At 68.4% G+C, this 20,439-nt stretch carries 17 protein-coding genes and 2 pseudogenes; 7 read left to right on the forward strand and 12 right to left on the reverse strand.

Annotated elements, in window-relative coordinates:
* The first annotated feature begins 4 nt into the window (after window positions 1-4).
* From AB0I14_RS13860 to AB0I14_RS13875, 4 genes and pseudogenes are all read left to right on the forward strand, one after another.
* Window positions 5-1,027 (forward strand): ParB/RepB/Spo0J family partition protein, encoded by a 1,023-nt coding sequence (locus AB0I14_RS13860; protein WP_358021834.1) that lies wholly within the window; start codon window positions 5-7, stop codon window positions 1,025-1,027.
* A 222-nt stretch (window positions 1,028-1,249) separates the two neighbouring features.
* A complete protein-coding gene (locus AB0I14_RS13865) occupies window positions 1,250-2,140 on the forward strand; it encodes an acetyltransferase (RefSeq protein ID WP_358021837.1) in 891 nt (296 codons plus the stop codon).
* 86 nt (window positions 2,141-2,226) lie between these two features.
* Window positions 2,227-2,553: pseudogene (locus AB0I14_RS13870) on the forward strand (TetR/AcrR family transcriptional regulator); the annotation flags it as partial.
* Window positions 2,545-2,761 (forward strand): annotated as a pseudogene (locus AB0I14_RS13875) (glycoside hydrolase family 1 protein); the annotation flags it as partial. The pseudogenes AB0I14_RS13870 and AB0I14_RS13875, both read left to right, overlap by 9 nt.
* Window positions 2,762-2,922: 161 nt before the next feature.
* On the opposite strand, the gene AB0I14_RS13880 reads toward AB0I14_RS13875, so the two are convergent.
* From AB0I14_RS13880 to AB0I14_RS13915, 8 genes are all read right to left on the reverse strand, one after another.
* Entirely contained in the window at window positions 2,923-4,116 is a 1,194-nt protein-coding gene (locus AB0I14_RS13880) for an N-acetylmuramoyl-L-alanine amidase (protein ID WP_358021840.1), read from the reverse strand.
* Between the two features lie 120 nt (window positions 4,117-4,236).
* Window positions 4,237-4,575 carry a thioredoxin gene (gene trxA / locus AB0I14_RS13885; protein ID WP_358022815.1) on the reverse strand — a complete coding sequence of 113 codons (339 nt, stop codon included), beginning with the start codon at window positions 4,573-4,575 and terminating at the stop codon, window positions 4,237-4,239.
* 28 nt (window positions 4,576-4,603) lie between these two features.
* Window positions 4,604-5,539: a thioredoxin-disulfide reductase gene (gene trxB, locus AB0I14_RS13890; RefSeq protein ID WP_358021843.1), complete on the reverse strand. Its 936-nt coding sequence runs from the start codon at window positions 5,537-5,539 to the stop codon at window positions 4,604-4,606.
* Window positions 5,540-5,619: 80 nt separating this feature from the next.
* Window positions 5,620-6,372, reverse strand: a complete 753-nt coding sequence (locus AB0I14_RS13895; protein ID WP_358021846.1) for a hypothetical protein — start codon at window positions 6,370-6,372, stop codon at window positions 5,620-5,622.
* Window positions 6,323-6,895 carry an RNA polymerase sigma factor SigM gene (gene sigM / locus AB0I14_RS13900; RefSeq protein WP_358022818.1) on the reverse strand — a complete coding sequence of 191 codons (573 nt, stop codon included), beginning with the start codon at window positions 6,893-6,895 and terminating at the stop codon, window positions 6,323-6,325. Before sigM ends, AB0I14_RS13895 begins: the two co-directional genes overlap by 50 nt.
* 189 nt (window positions 6,896-7,084) lie before the next feature.
* Window positions 7,085-10,768, reverse strand: a complete 3,684-nt coding sequence (locus AB0I14_RS13905; RefSeq protein WP_358021849.1) for a murein biosynthesis integral membrane protein MurJ — start codon at window positions 10,766-10,768, stop codon at window positions 7,085-7,087.
* A complete protein-coding gene (locus tag AB0I14_RS13910; protein ID WP_358021852.1) occupies window positions 10,768-13,257 on the reverse strand; it encodes a DUF6049 family protein in 2,490 nt (829 codons plus the stop codon). Before AB0I14_RS13910 ends, AB0I14_RS13905 begins: the two co-directional genes overlap by 1 nt.
* Window positions 13,254-14,069: an NUDIX hydrolase gene (locus tag AB0I14_RS13915; protein WP_358021855.1), complete on the reverse strand. Its 816-nt coding sequence runs from the start codon at window positions 14,067-14,069 to the stop codon at window positions 13,254-13,256. The genes AB0I14_RS13910 and AB0I14_RS13915 overlap by 4 nt, the downstream gene beginning before the upstream one ends.
* 84 nt (window positions 14,070-14,153) lie before the next feature.
* On the opposite strand from AB0I14_RS13915, the gene AB0I14_RS13920 reads away from it, so the two are divergent.
* On the forward strand, window positions 14,154-15,623 hold the full coding sequence (locus AB0I14_RS13920; RefSeq protein WP_358021858.1) for a CCA tRNA nucleotidyltransferase: 1,470 nt from the start codon (window positions 14,154-14,156) through the stop codon (window positions 15,621-15,623).
* An 18-nt stretch (window positions 15,624-15,641) separates the two neighbouring features.
* Window positions 15,642-16,136 (forward strand): pullulanase, encoded by a 495-nt coding sequence (locus AB0I14_RS13925; protein WP_358021861.1) that lies wholly within the window; start codon window positions 15,642-15,644, stop codon window positions 16,134-16,136.
* 27 nt (window positions 16,137-16,163) lie between these two features.
* On the opposite strand, the gene AB0I14_RS13930 is transcribed toward AB0I14_RS13925, so the two are convergent.
* Together AB0I14_RS13930 and AB0I14_RS13935 are read right to left on the reverse strand one after the other, a co-directional pair.
* Window positions 16,164-16,940: a TIGR03084 family metal-binding protein gene (locus AB0I14_RS13930; protein WP_358022822.1), complete on the reverse strand. Its 777-nt coding sequence runs from the start codon at window positions 16,938-16,940 to the stop codon at window positions 16,164-16,166.
* Between the two features lie 23 nt (window positions 16,941-16,963).
* Entirely contained in the window at window positions 16,964-18,247 is a 1,284-nt protein-coding gene (locus AB0I14_RS13935; protein WP_358021864.1) for an MFS transporter, read from the reverse strand.
* A gap of 88 nt (window positions 18,248-18,335) precedes the next feature.
* Here AB0I14_RS13935 and AB0I14_RS13940 point away from each other — a divergent pair, with 88 nt between their 5' ends.
* A complete protein-coding gene (locus tag AB0I14_RS13940; RefSeq protein WP_358021867.1) occupies window positions 18,336-18,941 on the forward strand; it encodes a YqgE/AlgH family protein in 606 nt (201 codons plus the stop codon).
* A gap of 33 nt (window positions 18,942-18,974) precedes the next feature.
* Here AB0I14_RS13940 and AB0I14_RS13945 read toward each other — a convergent pair whose 3' ends face one another.
* Window positions 18,975-19,325 carry a hypothetical protein gene (locus AB0I14_RS13945; RefSeq protein WP_055119179.1) on the reverse strand — a complete coding sequence of 117 codons (351 nt, stop codon included), beginning with the start codon at window positions 19,323-19,325 and terminating at the stop codon, window positions 18,975-18,977.
* A 58-nt stretch (window positions 19,326-19,383) separates the two neighbouring features.
* Window positions 19,384-20,322, reverse strand: coding sequence for an LpqN/LpqT family lipoprotein (locus AB0I14_RS13950; protein WP_358021870.1), 939 nt, complete (start codon window positions 20,320-20,322; stop codon window positions 19,384-19,386).
* Between the last annotated feature and the right edge of the window lie 117 nt (window positions 20,323-20,439).

Here is a 20,439-nt window from a genome sequence, read left to right on the forward strand (position 1 = left end):
GACCATGAATCAGCCGGCACGGAAGCGGAGTGGCTTGGGCAGGGGACTAGCAGCCCTCATTCCGACCGGTCCCGCTGAGGACGGTACCGACGTCCTGAGCCCCAAGATCGGCGCAACTGCAGCCGACGTTCTGCTCGGCCCACCGTCCGGCATGGGGACACCCACGACGTCCCTAGCGCCCGATGGGTCCGACCCGATCCTCGTCAGTGACGTGGGCGCGACGTACCGCGAGATCGATCCCAGCCTGATCCAGCCGAATCCGCGTCAGCCCCGCCAGGTGTTCGACGAGGAGGCGCTGAGCGAGCTGGTGCATTCCATCCGCGAGTTCGGATTGATGCAGCCGATCGTCGTCCGCGCCGTTGAGGAGAACGGTGAATCCCACTACCAGCTGGTGATGGGGGAGCGGCGCTGGCGAGCCGCCCAGCAGGCTGGTCTTGAGGCCATCCCGGCGATCGTCCGCGAGACCGGTGACGACAACATGTTGCGCGATGCGCTGCTGGAGAACATCCACCGGGTACAGCTCAACCCGTTGGAAGAGGCCGCCGCCTACCAACAGCTGCTCGACGAATTCGAAGTCACCCACGATGAACTCGCCGCCCGAATCGGTCGCTCGCGGCCACTGATCTCCAACATGATCCGGCTGCTGCGTCTTCCGATCGCCGTGCAGCGGCGCGTAGCAGCCGGAGTGCTGTCCGCCGGCCACGCGCGCGCACTGCTCGCCCTGGAGGGGGGAGCGGAGAAGCAGGAAGAGTTGGCCGCTCGCATCATCGCCGAGGGTATGTCGGTGCGCGCCACTGAGGAGGCCGTGACACTGGCCAACCGCGACGGCAACACCGCGCCGCCGACCCCGCGGCGTAAGCCGATCCAGATGCCGGGTCTTCAGGACGTTGCTGAACGGCTCTCGTCGGCCTTCGATACCCGGGTCACCGTGAGTCTCGGCAAACGAAAAGGCAAGATCGTGGTCGAGTTCGGGTCGGTCGACGACCTACAGCGCATTGTCGAAATTATGAGCGCCGAAGACCACTGAGGACCCACGACCAACGACACCAGGTTGTTCCGTCACTGTGACACATCAGTGATCAGAGCCCGCGGCTGCGAGTGCCATATAGCGCAAAGCATCTGTGCGGCATAGCATTTCACTTCGGAGGCGGAACTCGATGAGATTTTCAGGGCGCAATGGACGGACTCCCGCGAACTCTCCTATCCTTGAAGGGCAGCCACGCACAAAGTGTGAAAGCCAGGGACCTCAGTGACAGCACGAATAACACCGCTTCGGCTCGAGGGCTTCGAGCAGTTGCCCAAGCATGCGCGGCGCTGTGTGTTCTGGGAAGTCGATCCGTCCACCGTCGGTGATGACCATCTGACTGATCCCGAATTCGAAAAAGAAGCCTGGCTCTCGATGGTGATGCTCGAGTGGGGGTCGTGCGGTCAGCTTGCGGTCACGGCTCGCGCGGACATACCGGAGGGGGAGCCAGGTGCTGGGTCAGGCACCGGCTCCGAAGCGGAGATCGATCTGGTCGTTCCATCCGATGTGGCTGGGTTGGGGATGCCGGCCGGAGGGGATGACTGGACCGCTCCAGCCGTGGTGGACGATCCATGCCTCGGCTTTGCGTTCTATGCGCCCCCGGGTGCGGTACCGCGGGCGCGACTGTTTCCGACTGCTCCGGTGAGCGCTGACGCGATTCTGTTGACCGCGATCGGTGTCGAGTGCGCCGAAGACCGCGGCCTGTTGTCGCAGAGTCTGCTGGCCGCCGTGGTCAACGATCTGGTACGGCGAGGCGTTCGGGCGCTGGAGGCGTTCGGCTATACCTCGGCCTTGACTGAAATGACCGACTGCAACAAGCTTCCCGACGAGTTGTCCGCGGCGGTGGCGGTGCTGGGGGACTGCTCGGTCGATGAGTGCATGCTGACATCCGATTTTCTCGAAGACGTGGGCTTCACGGTGGTGGCCCCGCACCCGTACTTCCCGCGGCTGCGCCTGGAACTCGACAAGGGACTCGGCTGGAAGGCGGAAGTCGAAGCCGCGCTCGAGCGACTCTTGGAGAATGCTCGGATCGAGCTGCCGATCGGTGCCGGGATGTCCGGCGTCGGTGTCGGTGTCGGGGCCAAAAGTGTTGGCCCACAGGATCGTCTGACGTAGACCGTCATCTGGAGATCGTGCCGGCTGCTGGCGCTTTCGGAGATGGGCGGTTGGAAGGCCCCACGATGGAGCCTCAGCTTGTGATCATGCCTTCCGTGGGGCAGGTACGCGTCACGGGTGCGGCCAAGCGCGTAGAGATCAAGGCGGACGCACTCACGAATACTGGAATGCGACGGCGAGACCGGGGCGTCGATGCGGCTTGATGCACTGTTTCCCGACGCGCGATCTCCTGCTCACCGAGATCCAGCGTGACGATCACGCGAAATTCGAAGAGTGGTACCGGAATTCGGATGTCGATGTCGATCCCGGTGAATCGCTGACGCAGACTGCGGTGGACACTTGGGTTCGGGGACGGTGCCGTTGGCGTTGGCGGCCGCAGCGGCGGTCGACCCGTCGCATCCCGGGGAGGCTACCGGGCAGGTTTCGGTCGGTACGCGGTCGATGCACTAGGTGACCCGGCATTGAAGCGGGTGGCCATTGACGCCGTGGCGACCTACACGCAGATCACCCGTGAGGCTGGCACGGCCCCGGTACCAGCCGGGGATCTCCGCGGCTCACTGCCCAACGACCGTCGGCAAGGGCCGCCTGGATCCGAACGGGCCGCTGGCTGACTTGCGGTGAATACCCGGCCGTTTCGACCCTCTGTAGCGGTGGGGGCGCCAGATGTGACGTGTCACATGACGAAACAACCATTGGGTGGTAGCGCGCACGAGCTGAGGCAGAATTGGCCGCCCAGACGCTCAAACTGAGCTAGCGCTCACGCGCTCAAGCAGAATTGGCGCTCACGCGCCGCGGCCCGCTTGCTGCTCGACCGACAGCTCGTGAGCCAGCAGCTCGGCGAAGGTGAAAGTGCCAGTCGGACGGTCATTCTTGCCCAACAGATACAGGCGCTTGACCGCTGCCAGGATGCCCTCGGCGATCGCGTCACGAGTGTGGGTGGACAGCAGGAGCCCGCGATCGTGGGGATTGGTGATGTAGCCGATGTCCACCTCGACGGTAGGCATCCGGGTCAGGCGAAGCAGGTCCCAGGTTCGGCCGTGGGACCTGCAGTCACGTAATCCGGTGCGGGCCACCACTTCCCGCTGAATGAAGTCGGCCAGGTTGCGACCAATGGTCGACACCGAACCATGGGAATTCCCGAAGTGGAACGAGGCCACGCCATTTGCGGAGGGGGAGCGCTGACTCTCACAGCGCAGACTGATCATCAGATCCGCACCGACCCGGTTGGCGGTGGCGGCACGTTCGGCGTCCAGTGGGCTGCGGTTGGCCGGCCGTGAGATGAACGTCTCCATGCCGATCGCGGTCATCCGGCCTTCCAGCCGACTTGCCAAGTCCCACAAGATGTCTGCTTCGCTGATCGGGCCGTCGGGCCCGTTCATGATCATCCCGTGATCGGAGCCGCCGCGGCCTGGATCGATGATGACGTGCTTACCTGACAGCTGGGGGCCGGAGCGTCGCACCAGCTCTTCTTCCCGGATCGCGTGCGGCGACCCACCGGTCACCCGCGAACCCAGGAAATACAACGAGCGCAATGTTTCCGGTCCACAAATACCGTCGGGGTACAGCCCGTACTCACGCTGGTAGGAGGACAACCCGTTGTGGGTCTGCAGGCCGAAATGCCCGTCGACCATGCCGGTATAAAAACCGAGGTCCTGCAGGCGGGCCTGCAGGGTCGCCACGTCGTCGCCGTACATGGGCGCACCGAACTGGTGGGTCAGGGTGCGGGCACCGAGCCGGTAGGAGGCCTCGCGCAGGGCGCGATAGGTCGCCTCACCGACGATTCCGTCCACCAACAAGCCCCGGTGCTGCTGAAATGCCCGGACGGCGCTGTCGAGCTCGTCATCGAATGCGTCGAGCGCAACATGTCTGCCGGTGCTCAGGTCGGCGTCAGGGTTGTCGATCAGACCTAACGCGGCCAAGGCTGCCCGGATCTCGGTGACTGCTCCGCCACGGTCACCGCGACGCAGACTCGACATTCGGCCCCTCCATGCTGGTGTCCGGCCATCTGCCGGTCTAGCTAGCCAGCATTGTCTCAGATTTCGGCCACAATCCGGAAAACGCCAGGCGTATCCGGGGTGTGTGTGGTGTGTGTGAACTCAGAGTGCGTCGGCAAGTTCCCGCAGCAGGGCGGCCTTACCCTTCGCGCCCACGATGCGCTTCACCGGTGCGCCGTCCTTGAACAGGATCAGCGTCGGGATGGACACCACCTGGAAGTCGCGCGCGGTGGCCGGGTTGGCGTCCACGTCGATCTTGGCGACCCGCAATTCGCCGGCCTTTTCGCCCGCGATCTCCTCGAGTACCGGGGCCACCATCTTGCACGGCCCGCACCAGGTGGCCCAGAAATCCACCAGTACCGGTGTGCTGCTGGTCAGGACGTCGTCGGAGAACGAAGCGTCGGTGACCGTTACTGTTGCGCTATCCGCACTCATGGAGATCTCCTGTCGGGTCGAAAACTATTGGGGGTCAGTCGTTGTCGGCGAGCCAGCGCTCGGTGTCGATGGCGGCCGAACAGCCGCTGCCCGCAGCGGTGATGGCCTGGCGGTAGGTGTGGTCGACGAGGTCGCCCGCGGCGAACACCCCGTCGAGCGTGGTCGCGGTGGTACGGCCGACCACGTTCACGTAGCCCTCATCGTCGAGGTCGATCTGGCCGCGCACGAGTTCCGAGCGGGGGTCGTGGCCGATCGCCACGAACACACCGGTCACCTCGAGCTTGGACTCCTCGCCCGTGACGGTGTCACGCAGCCGCACACCGGTCACCTTGGGATCGCCCTCGATCTGGGTGATCTCGGTGTTCGTCAGGAAGGTGATCTTCTCGTTGGCCCGGGCCCGCTCCAGCATGATCTTGGAGGCGCGGAACTCGTCGCGACGGTGGATCAGGGTCACCGAACGTGCGAACCGGGTGAGGAACGTCGCTTCTTCCATCGCCGAGTCGCCACCGCCGACCACGATGATGTCCTCGTCGCGGAAGAAGAAGCCGTCGCAGGTGGCGCAGGTGCTGACACCCATGCCGGTCAGGGCTTCCTCGCCGGGCACACCGAGGTGCCGCGCGGCGGCACCCATGGCCAGGATCACCGACCGCGCCTGGTGGGTCTCGTCACCGACGGTGACCGATTTCACCGGGCCGGTGAGGTCGACGGCGTCGACGTCCTCCATGCGCAGATCCGCACCGAAGCGCAGGGCCTGCTCGCGCATCTCGTCCATCAGTTCGGGGCCGGTGATGCCTTCACGGAACCCGGGGTAGTTCTCCACCTCGGTGGTGGTCATCAGCGCGCCGCCGAACTGCGTGCCCTCGAACACCAGCGGCTTGAGCTGGGCGCGGGCAGCATAGATCGCTGCGGTGTAACCGGCGGGGCCGGAACCGATGATGATGACGTCGTGGACCGTCGCTGAGGAGGACATGTAGGCCTTTCTGCCGTACTCGGCACGGATTGCAACGTCAGCCTAGGCCGGATGTGTTCCCAGCTGGCTCGCAGGACAGCCTACGGACGTGTCACCGGGCGTTTCACCACGGTGTCGGCCAGCGACCCGGCGTGAGCGGCGTCGCAGTCCGCGGCGAGGACCACGGCGTCGATGGTGGTGGACGTGCCTGGTGCCTTGGGGGGCACCAGCACCAGCACACCGCGACGACCGGCCACGTCCATCGGGCGAGCGCCGAGAACCTTGACGCCGACGGGGTAGCCCAGTGCCGAAAGGCAGCCGTCGCGGCGTTGCGGGTCGGTCAGCGGTCCCAGATCGGGCGGGACCGACAGCAGCCCCTGGATCTGGGATTCGGACAGACCGATCGCGGCACGCGGCGGTGAGACGGTGATCCGGCCGAGGCTGGTCATCGTCGAAGTGGCGTGGCCCGTCGGGCGCACCAGGACAATCGCTCCCACCACGACGGCCACCACGGCCGCACCCGCCCCCGTGACGGCGGCGATCGACTTCCAGCGGCGAGTGGAGGGTGCGTGCGGGGCCGGCTCGGCCCGCAGTGCCTCGGACAGCCGGGCACTCACCTCGGCAGGCACCGGGGGAGCCGAGGCGGTGTCCTTGCCCAACTCGGCCAGATCGCGGCGCACCCGATCCAGGGCGGCCAGGGCGTTCCTGGCGTCCGGTCCGGCCAGCGGGTCGGTGCGCACACGTCGGCGGATGAGCGCGGCGGTGTCGTCGTCGAGCAACCCGGCCTGCAGGTCGGCGAGCAGCTCAGCAGGAATCGGACCGTCCGACGGCACTCGGGGTGTGCTGCCGTTCATCGGCTTCAAAGTACTGGAGCAGGCCGGCCAGCTTGTGCCTGGCGCGGGAACACCGGCTCTTCACGGTGCCCTCCGCCACCCCGAGGAGCAGCGCCGTCTCGGCCACCGAATAGCCCTGCATGTCAACGGCCACCACCGCGGCGCGCTGCTCCAGCGGCAGCTGCATGAGCGCCCGCTCCACCACGATCGTGGTCGCCACCCGGGGCGCTGGGTCGCCGGCCGGGTCGCGTAGGTGAACGAGGAGGTCGAGCTCGTGTTCGGACGCGGTCGGTTGGTTTCGTGACCGGCGCACCCGGTCCAGGCAGGCGTTCACCACGATCCGGTACAGCCAGCTGCTGACCGCCGAGTCGTGGCGGAACGACGCTGCCGTGCGATGTGCCGACAGCAATGCGTCCTGGACGGCATCGTCGGCGTCCTCGTGGTGATGGCTGGTGAGAAACGCCAACCGCCGTAGCTGGCCGTGGTGCCGGTGGACGAGTTCCTCGAACGCGTAACGGTCCCCGGCGACGTGGGCGGTCAGCAGTTCGGCATCAGAACGCGTGGCGGCCCCATCTTCCCGGTGCCCCCGTAGCTGCGCTGTAACCGGCTTACCGGCTCCCCCGAACCTTCCCACACGCTGAACTTAAACGCTGTGCGGTAGCGCCCCGGACACTTGTTTGCCCGGCTTGGTATAACGCCAGGTCAAGAACCTATCCGGGCTGGGGATGACGGCTCAGGAAGCTGCTTTGAGGGTGATCTCGGAGATGTCGGCGCGGCTCTTGCCGTCCACGGTGCCCAGCGTCGAGATCCACACCAGCACGTAGGAGGTGGACGACGCCTTGTTCACCGAGATGGTGTTGGAGCCGGGCTTGAGCGGGGTCGTCGGGGCCAGTTCGGTGGTGTCCGACAGCGATGACGGGGTGGCCGACTGGGCCGAGCGGATCTGCACCGAGGTGCCGGTGCTGGTCACGTTGAGGGTGACCGAGCCGATCGTGGTCGGCTGCGGCAGTTGCAGCATCAGGCCGACACCGTTCTTGAACCCGGGGAACGGGGCGGGATCCGAATAGGTGTCGGTGGACCACGCGGTACCGGCATTGCCGTCGATGGCCTGGCCGGCCGTAGCCGGTGAATCGGCTTCACCCTCGGGTGAGAACACCGTCGCCCGAACGGGTTTCACCGTGCTTCCGGTGGCGGCCGACGAATTGTCCTGGTTTTCTTCGCTGCTCGCCGACGGCGCATTCAGGCCGAGTTCGTCGCGGTTGAGACCGCCGCCGACGTCGCCGAAGATGCTGTTGAGTACGGAAGCCAGGACCAGCAGCGCCACCAGGATAATGGCGGCGCCCACGCTCACCCCGATGATGACGCCCTTGCGGCGCCGGGCCTCGGCGGCTTCGTGTTCCTCGGGGGTCTCGTGCGGGCGGACCGGGGCGGCCGGGGCGGGCGTCTCCTCGACCGAACCCAGCAGCTCGGTCCGATCGGCGATTGCGGTGGCCTGTTGTAGCAGATTCAAAAGGGTTGGAGCGCTTCGGATTCCGCCACCGGGCTGGACGGCACGGGCGGCCGCCGCCGAGATCTGGAACGGGATGTCGCGGTCGACGGCGCGCGGTTCGACCGGCTGTCCGGCCGGATCCAGGGCGGCAGGCTCCAGCCCGCTGCGTGACCCGGACTCCGGCAGCGGCCAGCGGTTGACCAGCAGCGCGTACAGCGCCGCGCCGATGCCGCGGATGTCGTCATCAGGAGTGGCGTCGGGCATGGTGGCCGGGAAGGCCAGTGCCACATCGCCTTCGATGCTCACCCGCACCCGGCTGGGGTGATCGATCGACAGGGCGACCCCGGCGCGGTGGGCGGCCTCGGCGGCAGCGGCCAGCGACTGGATGGCGCGGGCCCCGCCGATCGGGGAGGGAGAGGTATCCGCGACCTCGGCCAGCGAGCCGCCGCGAATCCACTCCGAGACGATCAGGCCGCCCGACCCGCTGTGCGCCACGTCGAGCACCCGCGCGATACCGGGAACGTCGATGCGGCTGAGTTTGAGGGTGCGCGAGAGGATCTCCTGCACCTGCGCGTCGGTCATGGTGGCATCCGGGTCGACGAAGGTGAGCGCCACCTGGCGGTCCAGCGCGGTGTCGAGAGCCTGCCAGAACTGCAGGTGCGGGGGCCCGCCGTGGGACACCAGAAGCCGGTAGCGGCCCTCGGCGATCGTCGCGCCGGGGATGAGGTGCACATCGTCGTCGGCCGATTCCAGGGCGGCTTCGTGCGGCGGGGCGAACGAAATCGGCTCGCGAGTCGGGTCGCCGCCGTAGTCGGTGGCCGACCGGGTCGCCCCGTTCGACCGGCTCGCGGCGGGTTCGCCGGATCCGGTGCCCTCGTCCGATGGGGTGACCGAAGCGGCGGGTGCCACGTCCGGGTGGAACTCGTCGGCGGCGGGGCGCGGCAACTTCGTCGTATCGGTTGTCATCCCGGAACTCGAGGTGGCGTCCAGTGCCGGGCCGTCCGCAGATTCGTCGGTCACCGGTGATCCTTTCCACATCCCCGCCCCGGCAACGCCTGCCGGAGTCCCGCCTCCGGCGGCTGCCGGGCTTGACGGCCACTCAGTGGGAGAAGAATTCCTCTGATCAGGGTACGTGACGGGCGTGGGCGGATGAGGTCCGACGGGCGGCGTAATTGTTTGCATGGCTACCTGTCCGGCCCCGGGCTGAGGTGCGAGACGCCCCCGCCCGAGCCGACGGCGGACCATGGCCAGCGCTGACTGTGCCTCCGGAACCCGGGCGGCGAGCATCACTCCGGCAATGATCGGGACCATGATCACGCCGAGGGCGAGCAGGCGCAGCAGGGAACCCGCGGCGCCGGCGTGCTCGGTCAGCGAGTCCAGCCCCAGCAGCCGGTCGGCGGCATGTGCCACCAGGCTGGCGACCAACGACGCCGCGATCGTGACCAGGATGGTGCGGATCACCGCGTCGCGCAGCAGCCGGCCGCCGTGCGGACGCAGGTGGGCTTTCAGCAGCAGATGACCGACCACGGCCCCGGCCACGAAACCGAGGCCGTTGGCCAGGCCCAGGTAGCCGGCCACCATGTTGGGGTTGTCGGTCAGATGCGGGGCGATGATCGAGCCGATGATCTTGACGGTGGTGATCACCATGATGACCACGATCGGGGTCCACGGTCGTTCCCGCGCGTAGAACACCCGCAGCTGGAGCAGCACCAGCGCGTAGGGGATCAACGTGAACGCCGACAGCGTGATCGCCATGCCGAGGTAGCCGGCGTCGGCGGCGCTGAAGTTTCCGTACGCGAACAGCGCGCTGCCGATCGCGGGCCCGCCGACGGTCATCATCGCCACGATCGGGATGAGCGTCACCATGGTCAGTCGGGTCGCCAGGGAGAAATCTTCGAGCACGGCCGGGACATTGTCGGCGGCCGCGTTGCGGCTCAGGCGCGGCATCACCACGGTCAGCACGGTGACGCCGATCATCCCGAACGGCAGCATCAACACGAGCCACGTGTAGTTGTAGATGGCCGGGCCCGACGCAGCCGCGGTGCTGGCGATCTGGTTTCCGACGATCAGGCCGATCTGGCTGATCAGAACGTAGAGGACCATCGCGGCGGCCATGGCGCCGAACTTCTTGAGCCGGTCATCGATGCCCCACAGCGGCCGCAGGCTGACCCGTTCGGCCCGGATCGCCGCGAACAACACCGCAGCCTGCGCCACCACACCGAGCGTGGTGCCGATACCGAGCACCAGCAGCTTGGCCGTGCCCATCTCGACCGGGTCGCTCGACAGCTCCCCGGGCACCAGGACGAAGACGCCCAGGGTCACGATCGCCACCACGTTGTTGAGCACCGGAGCCCAGGCCGGGGGACCGAACACGTTGCGGGTGTTGAGGATCGCCATGAACACCGACGACAGGCCGTAGAACAACACCTGCGGCAACAGCAGGTAGGCGAACGCGGTGGTCAGCGGATTGTTGACCTGCGGATCGCTGCCCAGCATGAGCCGCACCAGCAGTGGCGCGCACAGCACCGACAACACCGTGGTGATCAGCAGCAGGGTGGTCGCCAGGGTCACCAGCCGTCGGACGAAGTCGGTGCCGCCGTCGGCGTCGTCGCGTTCGGCCCGGGCCAGCACCGGCACGAAGATCGCCGTGAACGTGGCCTCCAGCACCAGTGCGGCCACCATGTTCGGCAGCTGGTTGGCCACCGAGAACGAACTGGTCAACGGGCCGCCGAGCAACGCCATGAGCAGCACGAACCGGAAGAACCCGGTGATGCGGGAGATCAGCGTGGCGAAGGCCATGCCCCACGACCGTGACACCACCGCGGCGTCGGACAGCTCCGCGCGCCCGGCGGGGCGGATCGGGCCGGTCGCATGTGGAATCCGCGGCGGGCCCGGTGGGCGGGCCGCAGGTTGGTCGGGCGAGGTCATCAGGGTCGGTCCGGACTCGTCGCGGGCGCCGGCGGGGAAGGTGGGGTGGCGGACGCATCGTCGGTGCTGACGTCGTTGTTGAATGCCATCGCGACGTCGAGCGGGTCGGGGTGCTCGCCGGGCGGGATGAGGTCCGCACGGTCGGGCTGGCCACGGAAGCGGTGCCACAACCGGCGTCCGGCGAGCGCCACCAACACGGCCGCGGCCGACATCGTGATGAAGAACAGCACCTTGCCGTAGGCGTTGGAATGCACCGACAACCGGACGGGCTCACCGAGCGTCAGGCCGTCGGTGGTCTGCAGGCTGACGTCGACGGCCACCCGCTGGGTGAAGTGCACCTCGATCGGCACCCGCAGCGGCAGATAGCCGGGCGGCAGCTCGATCTCGCCCATGTCGGTGACGGTCATCCCGGGCGGCGCGTCGACGTGCAGCCGGACCCGTACCGGCACCGGCAGGTCGTTGCGCAGGGCCAGCGGCAGCGGGCTGCGCTCGGTGGCCAGCGTGTAGGCCCCGCCCGGATTGACGATCCTCACCGCGCCGAACATGTCGTTCACACTGCGGCTGACGGTCTGCAACCGCTGTTCGGCCAGCCCTTCGCGGGCTTCCGGCGGCACCGATTGGCTCAGGGCCCGCAGCATGTCCTCCCGCAGCGGCGCGGTGTACTGCATGCCGGTCAGCCCGGTGCGCTCATCGGTGGTCAGTGCGGCGGTCAGCCCCCACAGCCGGCTGATCACCGCGCCGATACCGGCATTGATGTTCTCGTCGATGCCGCTGTGCGGGTTGCCGAGGGAATCCGGCGGCGCGGGTTGCAGGGGTTCGGGCGGCACGGCGTTGCTTTCGGCGATCACCGCGGGCAGTGGGCGCGGCACGGCCAGCCCGGCGTGGATCGTGGTGGCCACTGAGGTCAGGATGGCCTGCGCGTCGTCGGCGTCGAGCGACCACACCAGCGGCGGCATCAGGATCTGGGTCCGGGGTTCCTCGGTGGGCGTGAGCCCCCGCCACAGCAGCGCGCCCAGTGCATCCTGGCGGCGCGCGGTCTGCGAGTCGTGGCGGACCGGGATCTCCAGCGACGGGTCCAGGTAGGACGGTGCCACCGGGTCGGTGCCCGCACCGGCCAGGGCGGCACCGACCGCCGGGTCGAATCCGGCCGCCACGACCTCGGGCCGGTACCGCAACGGCGTGACATCGGCGGTCTCGGGGGCGCCGGTCGCCGAATCCTGGGCGGCGATCGGGGTGGCCGAGATGGCGACGGTCTGGCCTTGGGCCGCGAGCAGGTCCAGGGCGGGGCGGGTGAGCGGACCGTCGCCCAGGAGGCTGGCTCCCCGGATCGAGGTGACACCCAGGATCTGATCGACGATGTCGCCGGCGCCGTTGGTCGCGATCGCGCTCAAACCCGGATCGCCGACCCGTTGCAGCGCGGTCAGGTCGGCCTGCGCGTAGTTGGTCGGTGCCACGCAGAGCCGCCCGGCCAGGGCGCGCAGTCGGTTCAGCCAGCCGACGGCGGCTTCCTGGCCGGTGCCGGGCCGCGTCGGGGTGCCGGCACCCGCGTCGGGTCCGTCGTTGACGACGTAGCCGCCGGTCATCGCATTGACCGTGACGAGCAGATCCGGGTCGACGGCAAGACACAAGGTGGCGCGCAGCTGGCCACCGGAGTCGACGGTCGGCCCGGTGGCGAAGTCGGCTGCCGACAGCAGGGTGTCGAGCCGCCCGCCGGGCGCCAGGGACGCGGCGAGGCTGTCGTCGACCAACCGCACCGGTGTGGTGCCGCCGGGCGCGCCCGGGGCCAGCCGTGGCCGGTCGGCCAGGGGCCAGAGCAGGGTCATCCGCACCGGCTGAGAGGTGTCGGGCGGTACCACCGAGTTGAGGGTGTCGGCAGCCGACATCGAGTCGGACGCGTTGCCTTCAGGCCGGTCGGGCGGCACCCCGAGGACCGGCAGCAGGAAGCGGGCGTCGTCGAGTTTGGCCGGAGCACCGTAATCCGGTGTCCCGTTGACGTTCAGCAGCACTGGGTACACACCGGGCTCACTGATGTGCAGCGACCCGGGGCCTTCGGAGCGCAACGGATAGGACAGCGTGAAGGCCACGGATTGGCCGCGCTCCATCTCGGGTGCCACGGTGACGAAGTCGGCGACGGGCTCGAACCGGTCGACATCGCCGGTGAGGTCGGTGCGCAGCTGACTCGACGAGGTCACCGCCCGCGCGTGCTCCATCCGGATGTCCACATCGCGCACCGGCCGGTCACCGACGTTGAGCACTGCCCCACTGACCGTCAGCACTGTTTCGCTGGTGGTGGTGACGACGTTGGGGGTGACGCGGTCGATGCGGATCTGGAGGAACGGCATCGCCCCAGGTTCGCTTGCGCCTGCGCGGGGCAGAAGGACTGGCAACGCGGCGGTGGACCACACCGAGAACAACAACATCACCGCCACAAGCACCACTGTGTGCGCCAGGAGGGAGAACCCTCGGCGCACCGCCGGGGCGGCGGTCACGGCCCCTGTCCGCATCCGTTCGTGCGCCGGCGGGGCTGGGGTTGTGCAGATTCGTCGCGGCGGTGACTGCGGGCGTGCGAGTGGGTCTGGGGACGCCGCCGGGGCGCGCTGCGGGGCAGTGGCGGCAGGGCGCCCGGCCCGTCGGTGTGCAGCTTGTCGATGAGCTCTCCGGCCACCTCGGCGAGCTTGCGCTCGTCGGCGTAGGCCAGGCGGGACGCCAGATCCCGCACCGGGACCCAGGCGACCTCGGTCACCTCGACGTCATCGTCGGACAGTTCGCCGCCCTGGAAGCGCAGGAGGTAGTGGTGCACGGTCTTGTGAACCCGGCGGCCCTCGGTGACGAACCAGTAGTCGATGCTGCCGAGCGCGGCCAGCACGTCACCGCGGATACCGGTCTCCTCGGCAACCTCGCGGATCGCGGTCTGCTCGGCCGTCTCGCCGAGTTCGATATGCCCCTTGGGCAGGGACCACAGCATCCGGCCGCGCCGATCGACCCGGCCGATCAACGCCGCGACCTGGGTGTCCTTGGGGCCGTCGATTCCATCGATGACCAGGCCGCCGGCCGACGTCTCGTGAACGGTGCGGAGCCGTTCCGGTGGGCGACGGGGACGCGCCTTGCGTTGCTTGGACTGGTCACGCGGGGTGGGGGCGGAACTTGCGGTGCCGACGGGAGCGTCGCCGGTGCCGTCGGTGTGGCCTTCGGCATCCTTACCCTGATCGCCCGTCGGTGGCCCCGCCGCCCTTTGTGCACGACGACGGCCACGACGCCGGCTGCGGCGCCGTCGTGGTTTGGCCTGTTCGCCGTCCGACACCCAAGCGATAGTAGCTGCCATAGGGTTGGCCTCCTGCCGCACTCGCCGGTTGTGACCACACCGCGAGCATTAGGCTCATCGAACGTGTCCGACGCTGTTGTTACTGATGCCGAATTGCTGGCCGGCGCGCTGGTCGCGCTGAACCACCGCGCCGAGGTGCTGCGCGCGCTCGGCGCGGTGTTCGCTGCAGCCGGCCATGAGCTGTATCTGGTCGGCGGCAGTGTGCGCGATGCGCTGCTGGGCCGGTTGACCGATCACAGTGATCTCGACTTCACCACCGACGCCCGTCCCGAGCAGATGCTGACGTTCCTGCGACCGTGGGCCGACGCGCTGTGGGACACCGGGATCGCGTTCGGCACGATCGGCGTGGGCAAGCGCGTGGGCAAGGCCGAGCACCGCCTCGAGATCACCACGTTCCGGGCCGACAGTTATGACCAGGTGTCGAGGAACCCGACGGTGGAGTTCGGCGACAACCTCGATGACGACCTGGTGCGCCGTGACTTCACCGTGAACGCCATGGCGGTGCGCATCACGGCCGACGGCCCGGCCGAATTCCATGATCCCCTGGGCGGTTTGGCGGCGGTGCAGGCCAAGGTGCTCGACACCCCGTCGGCGCCGGAGGTGTCGTTCGGGGACGATCCGCTGCGGATGTTGCGCGCGGCCCGGTTCGTTTCGCAGCTCGGGTTCGGGGTGGCGCCGCGGGTGCTCGAGGCACTGCTGGAGATGGCCCCGCAGCTGGAGCGCATCACCGTCGAGCGGGTGGCGGCCGAACTGGACAAGCTGCTGCTCGGTGCCGATCCGGTGGCCGGGGTGGATCTGATGGTGCAGACCGGGCTGGGTGACGTGGTGCTGCCCGAGGTCGGCGAGATGCGGATGGCCATCGACGAACACCATCAGCACAAGGACGTGTACTGGCATTCGCTGACGGTGCTGCGGCAGGCGGTGGATCTTGAAGACGAGGGCCCCGACCTCGTATTGCGTTGGGCCGCATTGCTGCACGACATCGGCAAGCCCGGGACACGCAAGCACGAATCCGACGGTGGCGTGAGCTTTCACCACCACGAGGTGGTCGGCGCGAAGATGACCCGCAAGCGGTTGCGGGCGCTCAAGTACTCCAAGCAGATGGTCGACGACGTTTCGCAGCTGGTGTACCTGCATCTGCGGTTCCACGGCTACGCCGACGACAAGGGCACGGGGAAGTGGACCGACTCGGCGGTGCGGCGTTACGTCACCGACGCCGGTCCGCTGCTGAGCCAGCTGCACAAGCTGGTCCGGGCCGACTGCACGACCCGCAACAAGCGTCGGGCCGCACGGCTGCAGGCCAACTACGACGATCTGGAGAACCGGATCAACGAACTGGCGGCCAAGGAGGACCTGCAGCGGGTCCGGCCGGATCTCGACGGCAACGAGATCATGGAGATCCTCGGCATCCCCGCGGGCCCGCAGATCGGCGAGGCCTGGCGCTACCTCAAGGAACTCCGGCTCGACCACGGACCGCTGTCCCGTGAGCAGGCGATCGACGAATTGCTGAAATGGTGGAACGCGAGGAGCTGATCGTGCGTCTGATCAGTCATGGACTACTGCCTGGGTGACCCGGACGGGACCGCGACCATCTTCACCGGTGTGCCCGATGTGGATGTGGACGGCGACGGCAGCCTCGACGGCATCGGACTGGATGTCGACGGGGACGGCCGGATCGACGATGTGATGGCCGATCTCGACGGTGACGGCATCGCCGAGCGCGCGGTGCTCGATACCGACGACGACGGGCACGCCGAAAGTTACTTCTCCGACGATGGTTCTGGCACCTGGGCGGTGAGTGTGGACCGGTCCGGGCAGGTGCGGTGGTTCGGGCTCGACGGGGTCGAGCAGGCCACCGGCGGGCCGCTGGTGGATTTCGACGGTGACGGCGCAGCCGACGACCGGTTGATCGACGTCGACGGGGACGGCCTGGCTGATCGGATGTTGGCCGGGGAGCTGGCGTACGTCGATACCGACGGGGACGGTCGTTGGGACATGAAGCTGGCCGACACCGACGGTGACGGCCGCGCAGACTCGGTGTCCTGATCCCGCCTCTTCACCGCGAGTGTGCGCTCAGCCCCGTCCGGCGCCCGGAGGCCCGGCGAAGGCCTGCGCAATCGTCAGCCACGCGGCCGCGTCGTCGCCCACCGCGGTCACGTCGAGTTCGGACGGCGCCCGGCGCTGGGTCACCAGCATGCAGAAATCTTCGGCAGATCCCGTCACGCGCTGCTGCGCGTCGTCCGGTCCCCACTCCCACAGCGAGCCGTCGGGCGCGCGCAGCTCGACCCGGAACGGCTCGGCCGGCGGTGTCAGCCCGTGCACGGTGAACGCGAAATCCCTTGTGCGCACTCCGATGTGGGCGATGGAGCGCAGCCGCGCAGTGGCGGGCCGATGTACCTTGAGCGCGTCAGCCACATCGAGACCGTGCGCCCAGGTCTCCATCATGCGGGCGGTGGCCATCGACGTCGCGCTCATCGGCGGGCCGAACCACGGCAGCTTGCGGCCCTCGGCCACGTTCACGAGTTCGGTGTGCAATCTCGTGCGGGTCTCACGCCAGTCCGCGAGCAACTGCGTGGGCGGCGTGAGCGCGAGTTCTTCGGCCGCGGCGTCGACGAACCCGGTCGGGTTCTGCATTGCCTCGGCGAGCACGGCGTCGAAGCCGGCCTGGTCGGTGATGGCGATGACCGACACCCGATCGGTCCACAGCAGGTGGGCGATCTGATGGGCGATGGTCCAACCCTCGGCCGGGGTGGCGGTGGCCCAGCGCTCGGGCGGTAGGTCGGCCACCAGGGCGTCGAGTTGGTCGCTTTCGGCGGACAGGTCGGCCACGATCGGCCCGGCGCTCACCATGGCGGTCAGCGTAGACCGGGCGATCACGCCCGCTTCGGGGATGCCACCGCCGCGTGCAGTCCGAGCCCGATCAGATAGGCCACCGCACCGGCGGCCACCAGGGCAGGCGAGTGCCCATCGGCGGGGATCACCGCGGCCGCCACCGCGATGGCCGCGACGAACGAGATCCAGAACAGCGCGTCCTGCACGGTGAACACGTGACCGCGCAGGGCGTCGTCGACATCGATCTGTATGGCCGAGTCCGCGCAGAGTTTCACCAGCTGCCCGGCCGCGCCGAGCAGCAGGCCACACGCCAGCATCACCGGTACGTGCAGCCCGATGGCCGCCAGCTGGATCACCACGGCGACGCCGAGGGCGCCGTTGGCCGTCGCATACCGCCCGAACCGTCCGATCACCGCCGGGGCGGCCACGGTGGCCAGGAACTGTCCGGCGCCGCCGGCCGCCACGAACACGAACGCGGCACCCAGACCCAGCCCGGTCACATCCGGGTTGTCGGTGTGCCGCACGATCACCAGCACCAGCAACGAGTTGATCCCGAACGCCATCCGGTGAGCGGCGAGTCCGGCCAGGGTGCCCGCGACGGGGCGCACGGTCATCACGGTGCGGGCGCCGTGCACCCAGCCGGTGGATACCGCGTAGGCCACCGAGCCGTGGATGGCACGTTTGCTCTCATGTGGGCCGAGCACGTGCGGACCGAAGCGCACCGACAACCAGAACGCCAGCGCCACCGGGAGCGCCACGATGAACATGACCACCGCGGCTCCGGCGTCATCGGCACCGAACACCTTGCGCGCCAGCATCATGGACGCCAGGCCCAGGAACGCCGCCAGCGAGCCGATCGCGGTGGCCACCGAGTTCATCGTGACCACCCGGTCCTGCGGCACCACATCGGGCAGCGACGCCGACAGACCCGACGAGACGAACCGGGTCAGGCCGTTGACGATCAGGGCACAGCACAGGATCGGCACGTCGCCGGCGCCGAACTCCAGCAGCGCGCCGACCGCCACCACCACGAGCAGCCGCCCCATGTTGGCGCCGATGAGCACCAGGCGCCGGTCCCATCGGTCCAGCAGCGCCCCGGCGAACGGGCCGAGCACCGAGTACGGCAGGAACATCACCGCCGACGCCAAGGCGATCTGCCATGGCTCGGCCTCGCGCTCCGGGTTGAACAGGATCGCGCCGGCCAGCCCGGCCTGGAACAGGCCGTCGGCGAACTGGCTGACCGCGCGCAGCTCCAGCAGCCGGCGGAATTCGGCCATGCCACGCAACGAGTGCCAGAGGGCACGGGGAGCGCGAACATGAACCACCCGATCAACAGTACAAAGCTGCGCCGAAATCCGACCGCGCCCGGGCTTGTTCACCGCGTCTTGGCAATCGCGGTGCCATGATGTAAGCGTGGCGCACTCAGAAGACCCGGAGGATTTCATCGCGCCTGCAGCGCATCGGGTACGGCCGGGCACGCTGCTGCTGGCCAATACCGATCTGCTCGAGCCGACCTTCCGGCGCAGCGTCATCTACATCGTCGAGCACAACGCCGGCGGCACCCTCGGTGTGGTGTTGAACCGGCCCAGCGAGACGGCGGTCTACAACGTGCTGCCGCAGTGGGCGAAGCTCACCACCAAACCCAAGACGATGTTCATCGGCGGGCCGGTCAAGCGGGACTCGGCGCTGTGCCTGGCGACGCTGCGGGTCGGCATGCAGGCCGACGGTGTTCCGGGACTGCGGCATGTGCAGGGCCGCGTGGTGATGGTCGATCTCGACGCCGACCCGGACAACCTGGCCCCGATCATCGAGGGCGTGCGGATATTCGCCGGATATTCCGGCTGGACCATCGGCCAGCTCGACGGCGAGATCGAACGTGACGATTGGATTGTGCTCTCGGCGCTGCCGTCAGACGTGCAGACCGAGCCGCGGATCGACCTGTGGGGCCGGGTGCTGCGGCGTCAGCCGTTGCCGATGTCGATGTTGGCCACCCATCCGATCGACGTCAGCCGCAACTAGCCCACTACTTGCAGGCCGCGTACTTGCAGTCCGTCACTTGCAGGAGAGGGTGCAGCTGGCGCACGAGCCGGCGCAGTCCGCACCCGAGCCGGCGCCTGCCTCTGCGGCCGCGACGGCCTTGGCGCTCTGCCAGCAGCCGGCGGCGACCGTGGCGACGGCCCCGATGATGCACACCATGACGACCATCAGGCCGGTGTGGGGCGCGGCGGCCAGGGCGGCGGCACCACCTGCCGCGAGCATGACCGCGGCGGCCAGTTGGGTCGGGGCCACAGCCCTCAGAACCGAGCGCACGGGATCACCGGTGCGAGGCCTGGTCAACAACCACAGCCCGAGCACACCGACAATGACGGCGGCGCTCAGACACAGCAGCGCGGCGATCAGCATGCGCCACACAATACGAGGCGCCGGTCGGTATTGCGAGGTCGGGGCGGGGTCCGGTGCCTCAGCCCTGCAGGCCCAGGAGCTGGGGCAAACCCGGCGGCGGCGCGGGTGCGGCCGGGGCCGGAGTAGCTGGCGGCGGGGGAGCAGCCGGGGCCGGCGCGCTGACCTTGAACCCGGACACGATCGCATCGGCGGCGTCGGCAGCCGCGGAAACACCCTGGTTGGCGGCCGAGGAGTTCACCGACAACGACACCAGGTAATGGTCGGGGCCCGCGGTGGCCAGGATGTGCCTGCGTGACGTGTTGAGCATCTGGCTGCCGGACAGGTAGCTACCTTCGATGAATGCCGAAGGGAAGCCGTTGAAGTCACCCATGGCCATGTCGGTGGGGCGCCAGTTCTGCAACTGCTGGGTGTCGACGTAGCCGTGGCTGGCGGCCTCGACCGGGTCGAAATTACCGACGAGCTTGTAGACCACGACCTGTGCGTTGGGGGTGTAGAGGTCGGTGCTGGAGCGGTCGGCGATCACCGCGAAGGCGTCGGGAACGTTGGGATCAGGCACTTTGGTCCAGCCCGACGGCAGTGGCAGGACGATGCTGAGTGCCTTGAAGTCGTGGCTGACCTGAGGCTCCATCTTCACGCCCTTGCTCTTGAAGAAATCGGCAAGGGTGCCCGAGGCGGCCGGGTTGATGGTCTGGGCCACTGGGACGGCGGCGACCGCGGGTGCGGGGTTGGCTGCCGCACCCGGGACGGCGGGAGTACCCGGGACGGCGGGAGTACCCGGGACGCCGGGTGCCGCCGGGGATACCGGTGCCGCCGGGGCGACGGGCGCTGCGGCGGGGGCGACCGTGACGGTTTGGGTCACCGTCACCGGGCCGGGGACGCTGGGAACCGGCAGAAGGGGTTCGGCTGAGGCGGTCTGACCGGTGAAACCGACAACCCCGGCCACGCCGACGGCCGCTCCCGCTGCCAGCACCCGCCACCGGCGGGTCAACTCGATCATCGCTTGTTCCTCCCACAAACCGTGTCCCCACCTGGGGACCTCATCCACTAGGCGCCGAGACTATCCAGGGATTACGGCTGCTACCAGCAACTCAACCGACCTGGAATCAACCCCTGA

The organism is Mycobacterium sp. NPDC050441, assembly GCF_040655355.1.
In the GTDB taxonomy this organism is placed as follows: domain Bacteria; phylum Actinomycetota; class Actinomycetes; order Mycobacteriales; family Mycobacteriaceae; genus Mycobacterium.

What these genes read in the sequence shown, in the direction of transcription:
- AB0I14_RS13860 (WP_358021834.1), top strand. Translation starts at nt 5, where the DNA reads ATGAATCAGCCGGCACGGAAGCGGAGTGGCTTGGGCAGGGGACTAGCA.
- AB0I14_RS13880 (WP_358021840.1), bottom strand. Translation starts at nt 4,116, where the DNA reads ATGTCGAGTCTGCGTCGCGGTGACCGTGGCGGAGCAGTCACCGAGATC.
- trxB (WP_358021843.1), bottom strand. Translation starts at nt 5,539, where the DNA reads ATGTCCTCCTCAGCGACGGTCCACGACGTCATCATCATCGGTTCCGGC.
- AB0I14_RS13895 (WP_358021846.1), bottom strand. Translation starts at nt 6,372, where the DNA reads ATGAACGGCAGCACACCCCGAGTGCCGTCGGACGGTCCGATTCCTGCT.
- AB0I14_RS13905 (WP_358021849.1), bottom strand. Translation starts at nt 10,768, where the DNA reads ATGACCTCGCCCGACCAACCTGCGGCCCGCCCACCGGGCCCGCCGCGG.
- AB0I14_RS13925 (WP_358021861.1), top strand. Translation starts at nt 15,642, where the DNA reads ATGGACTACTGCCTGGGTGACCCGGACGGGACCGCGACCATCTTCACC.
- AB0I14_RS13930 (WP_358022822.1), bottom strand. Translation starts at nt 16,940, where the DNA reads ATGGTGAGCGCCGGGCCGATCGTGGCCGACCTGTCCGCCGAAAGCGAC.
- AB0I14_RS13945 (WP_055119179.1), bottom strand. Translation starts at nt 19,325, where the DNA reads ATGCTGATCGCCGCGCTGCTGTGTCTGAGCGCCGCCGTCATTGTCGGT.
- AB0I14_RS13950 (WP_358021870.1), bottom strand. Translation starts at nt 20,322, where the DNA reads ATGATCGAGTTGACCCGCCGGTGGCGGGTGCTGGCAGCGGGAGCGGCC.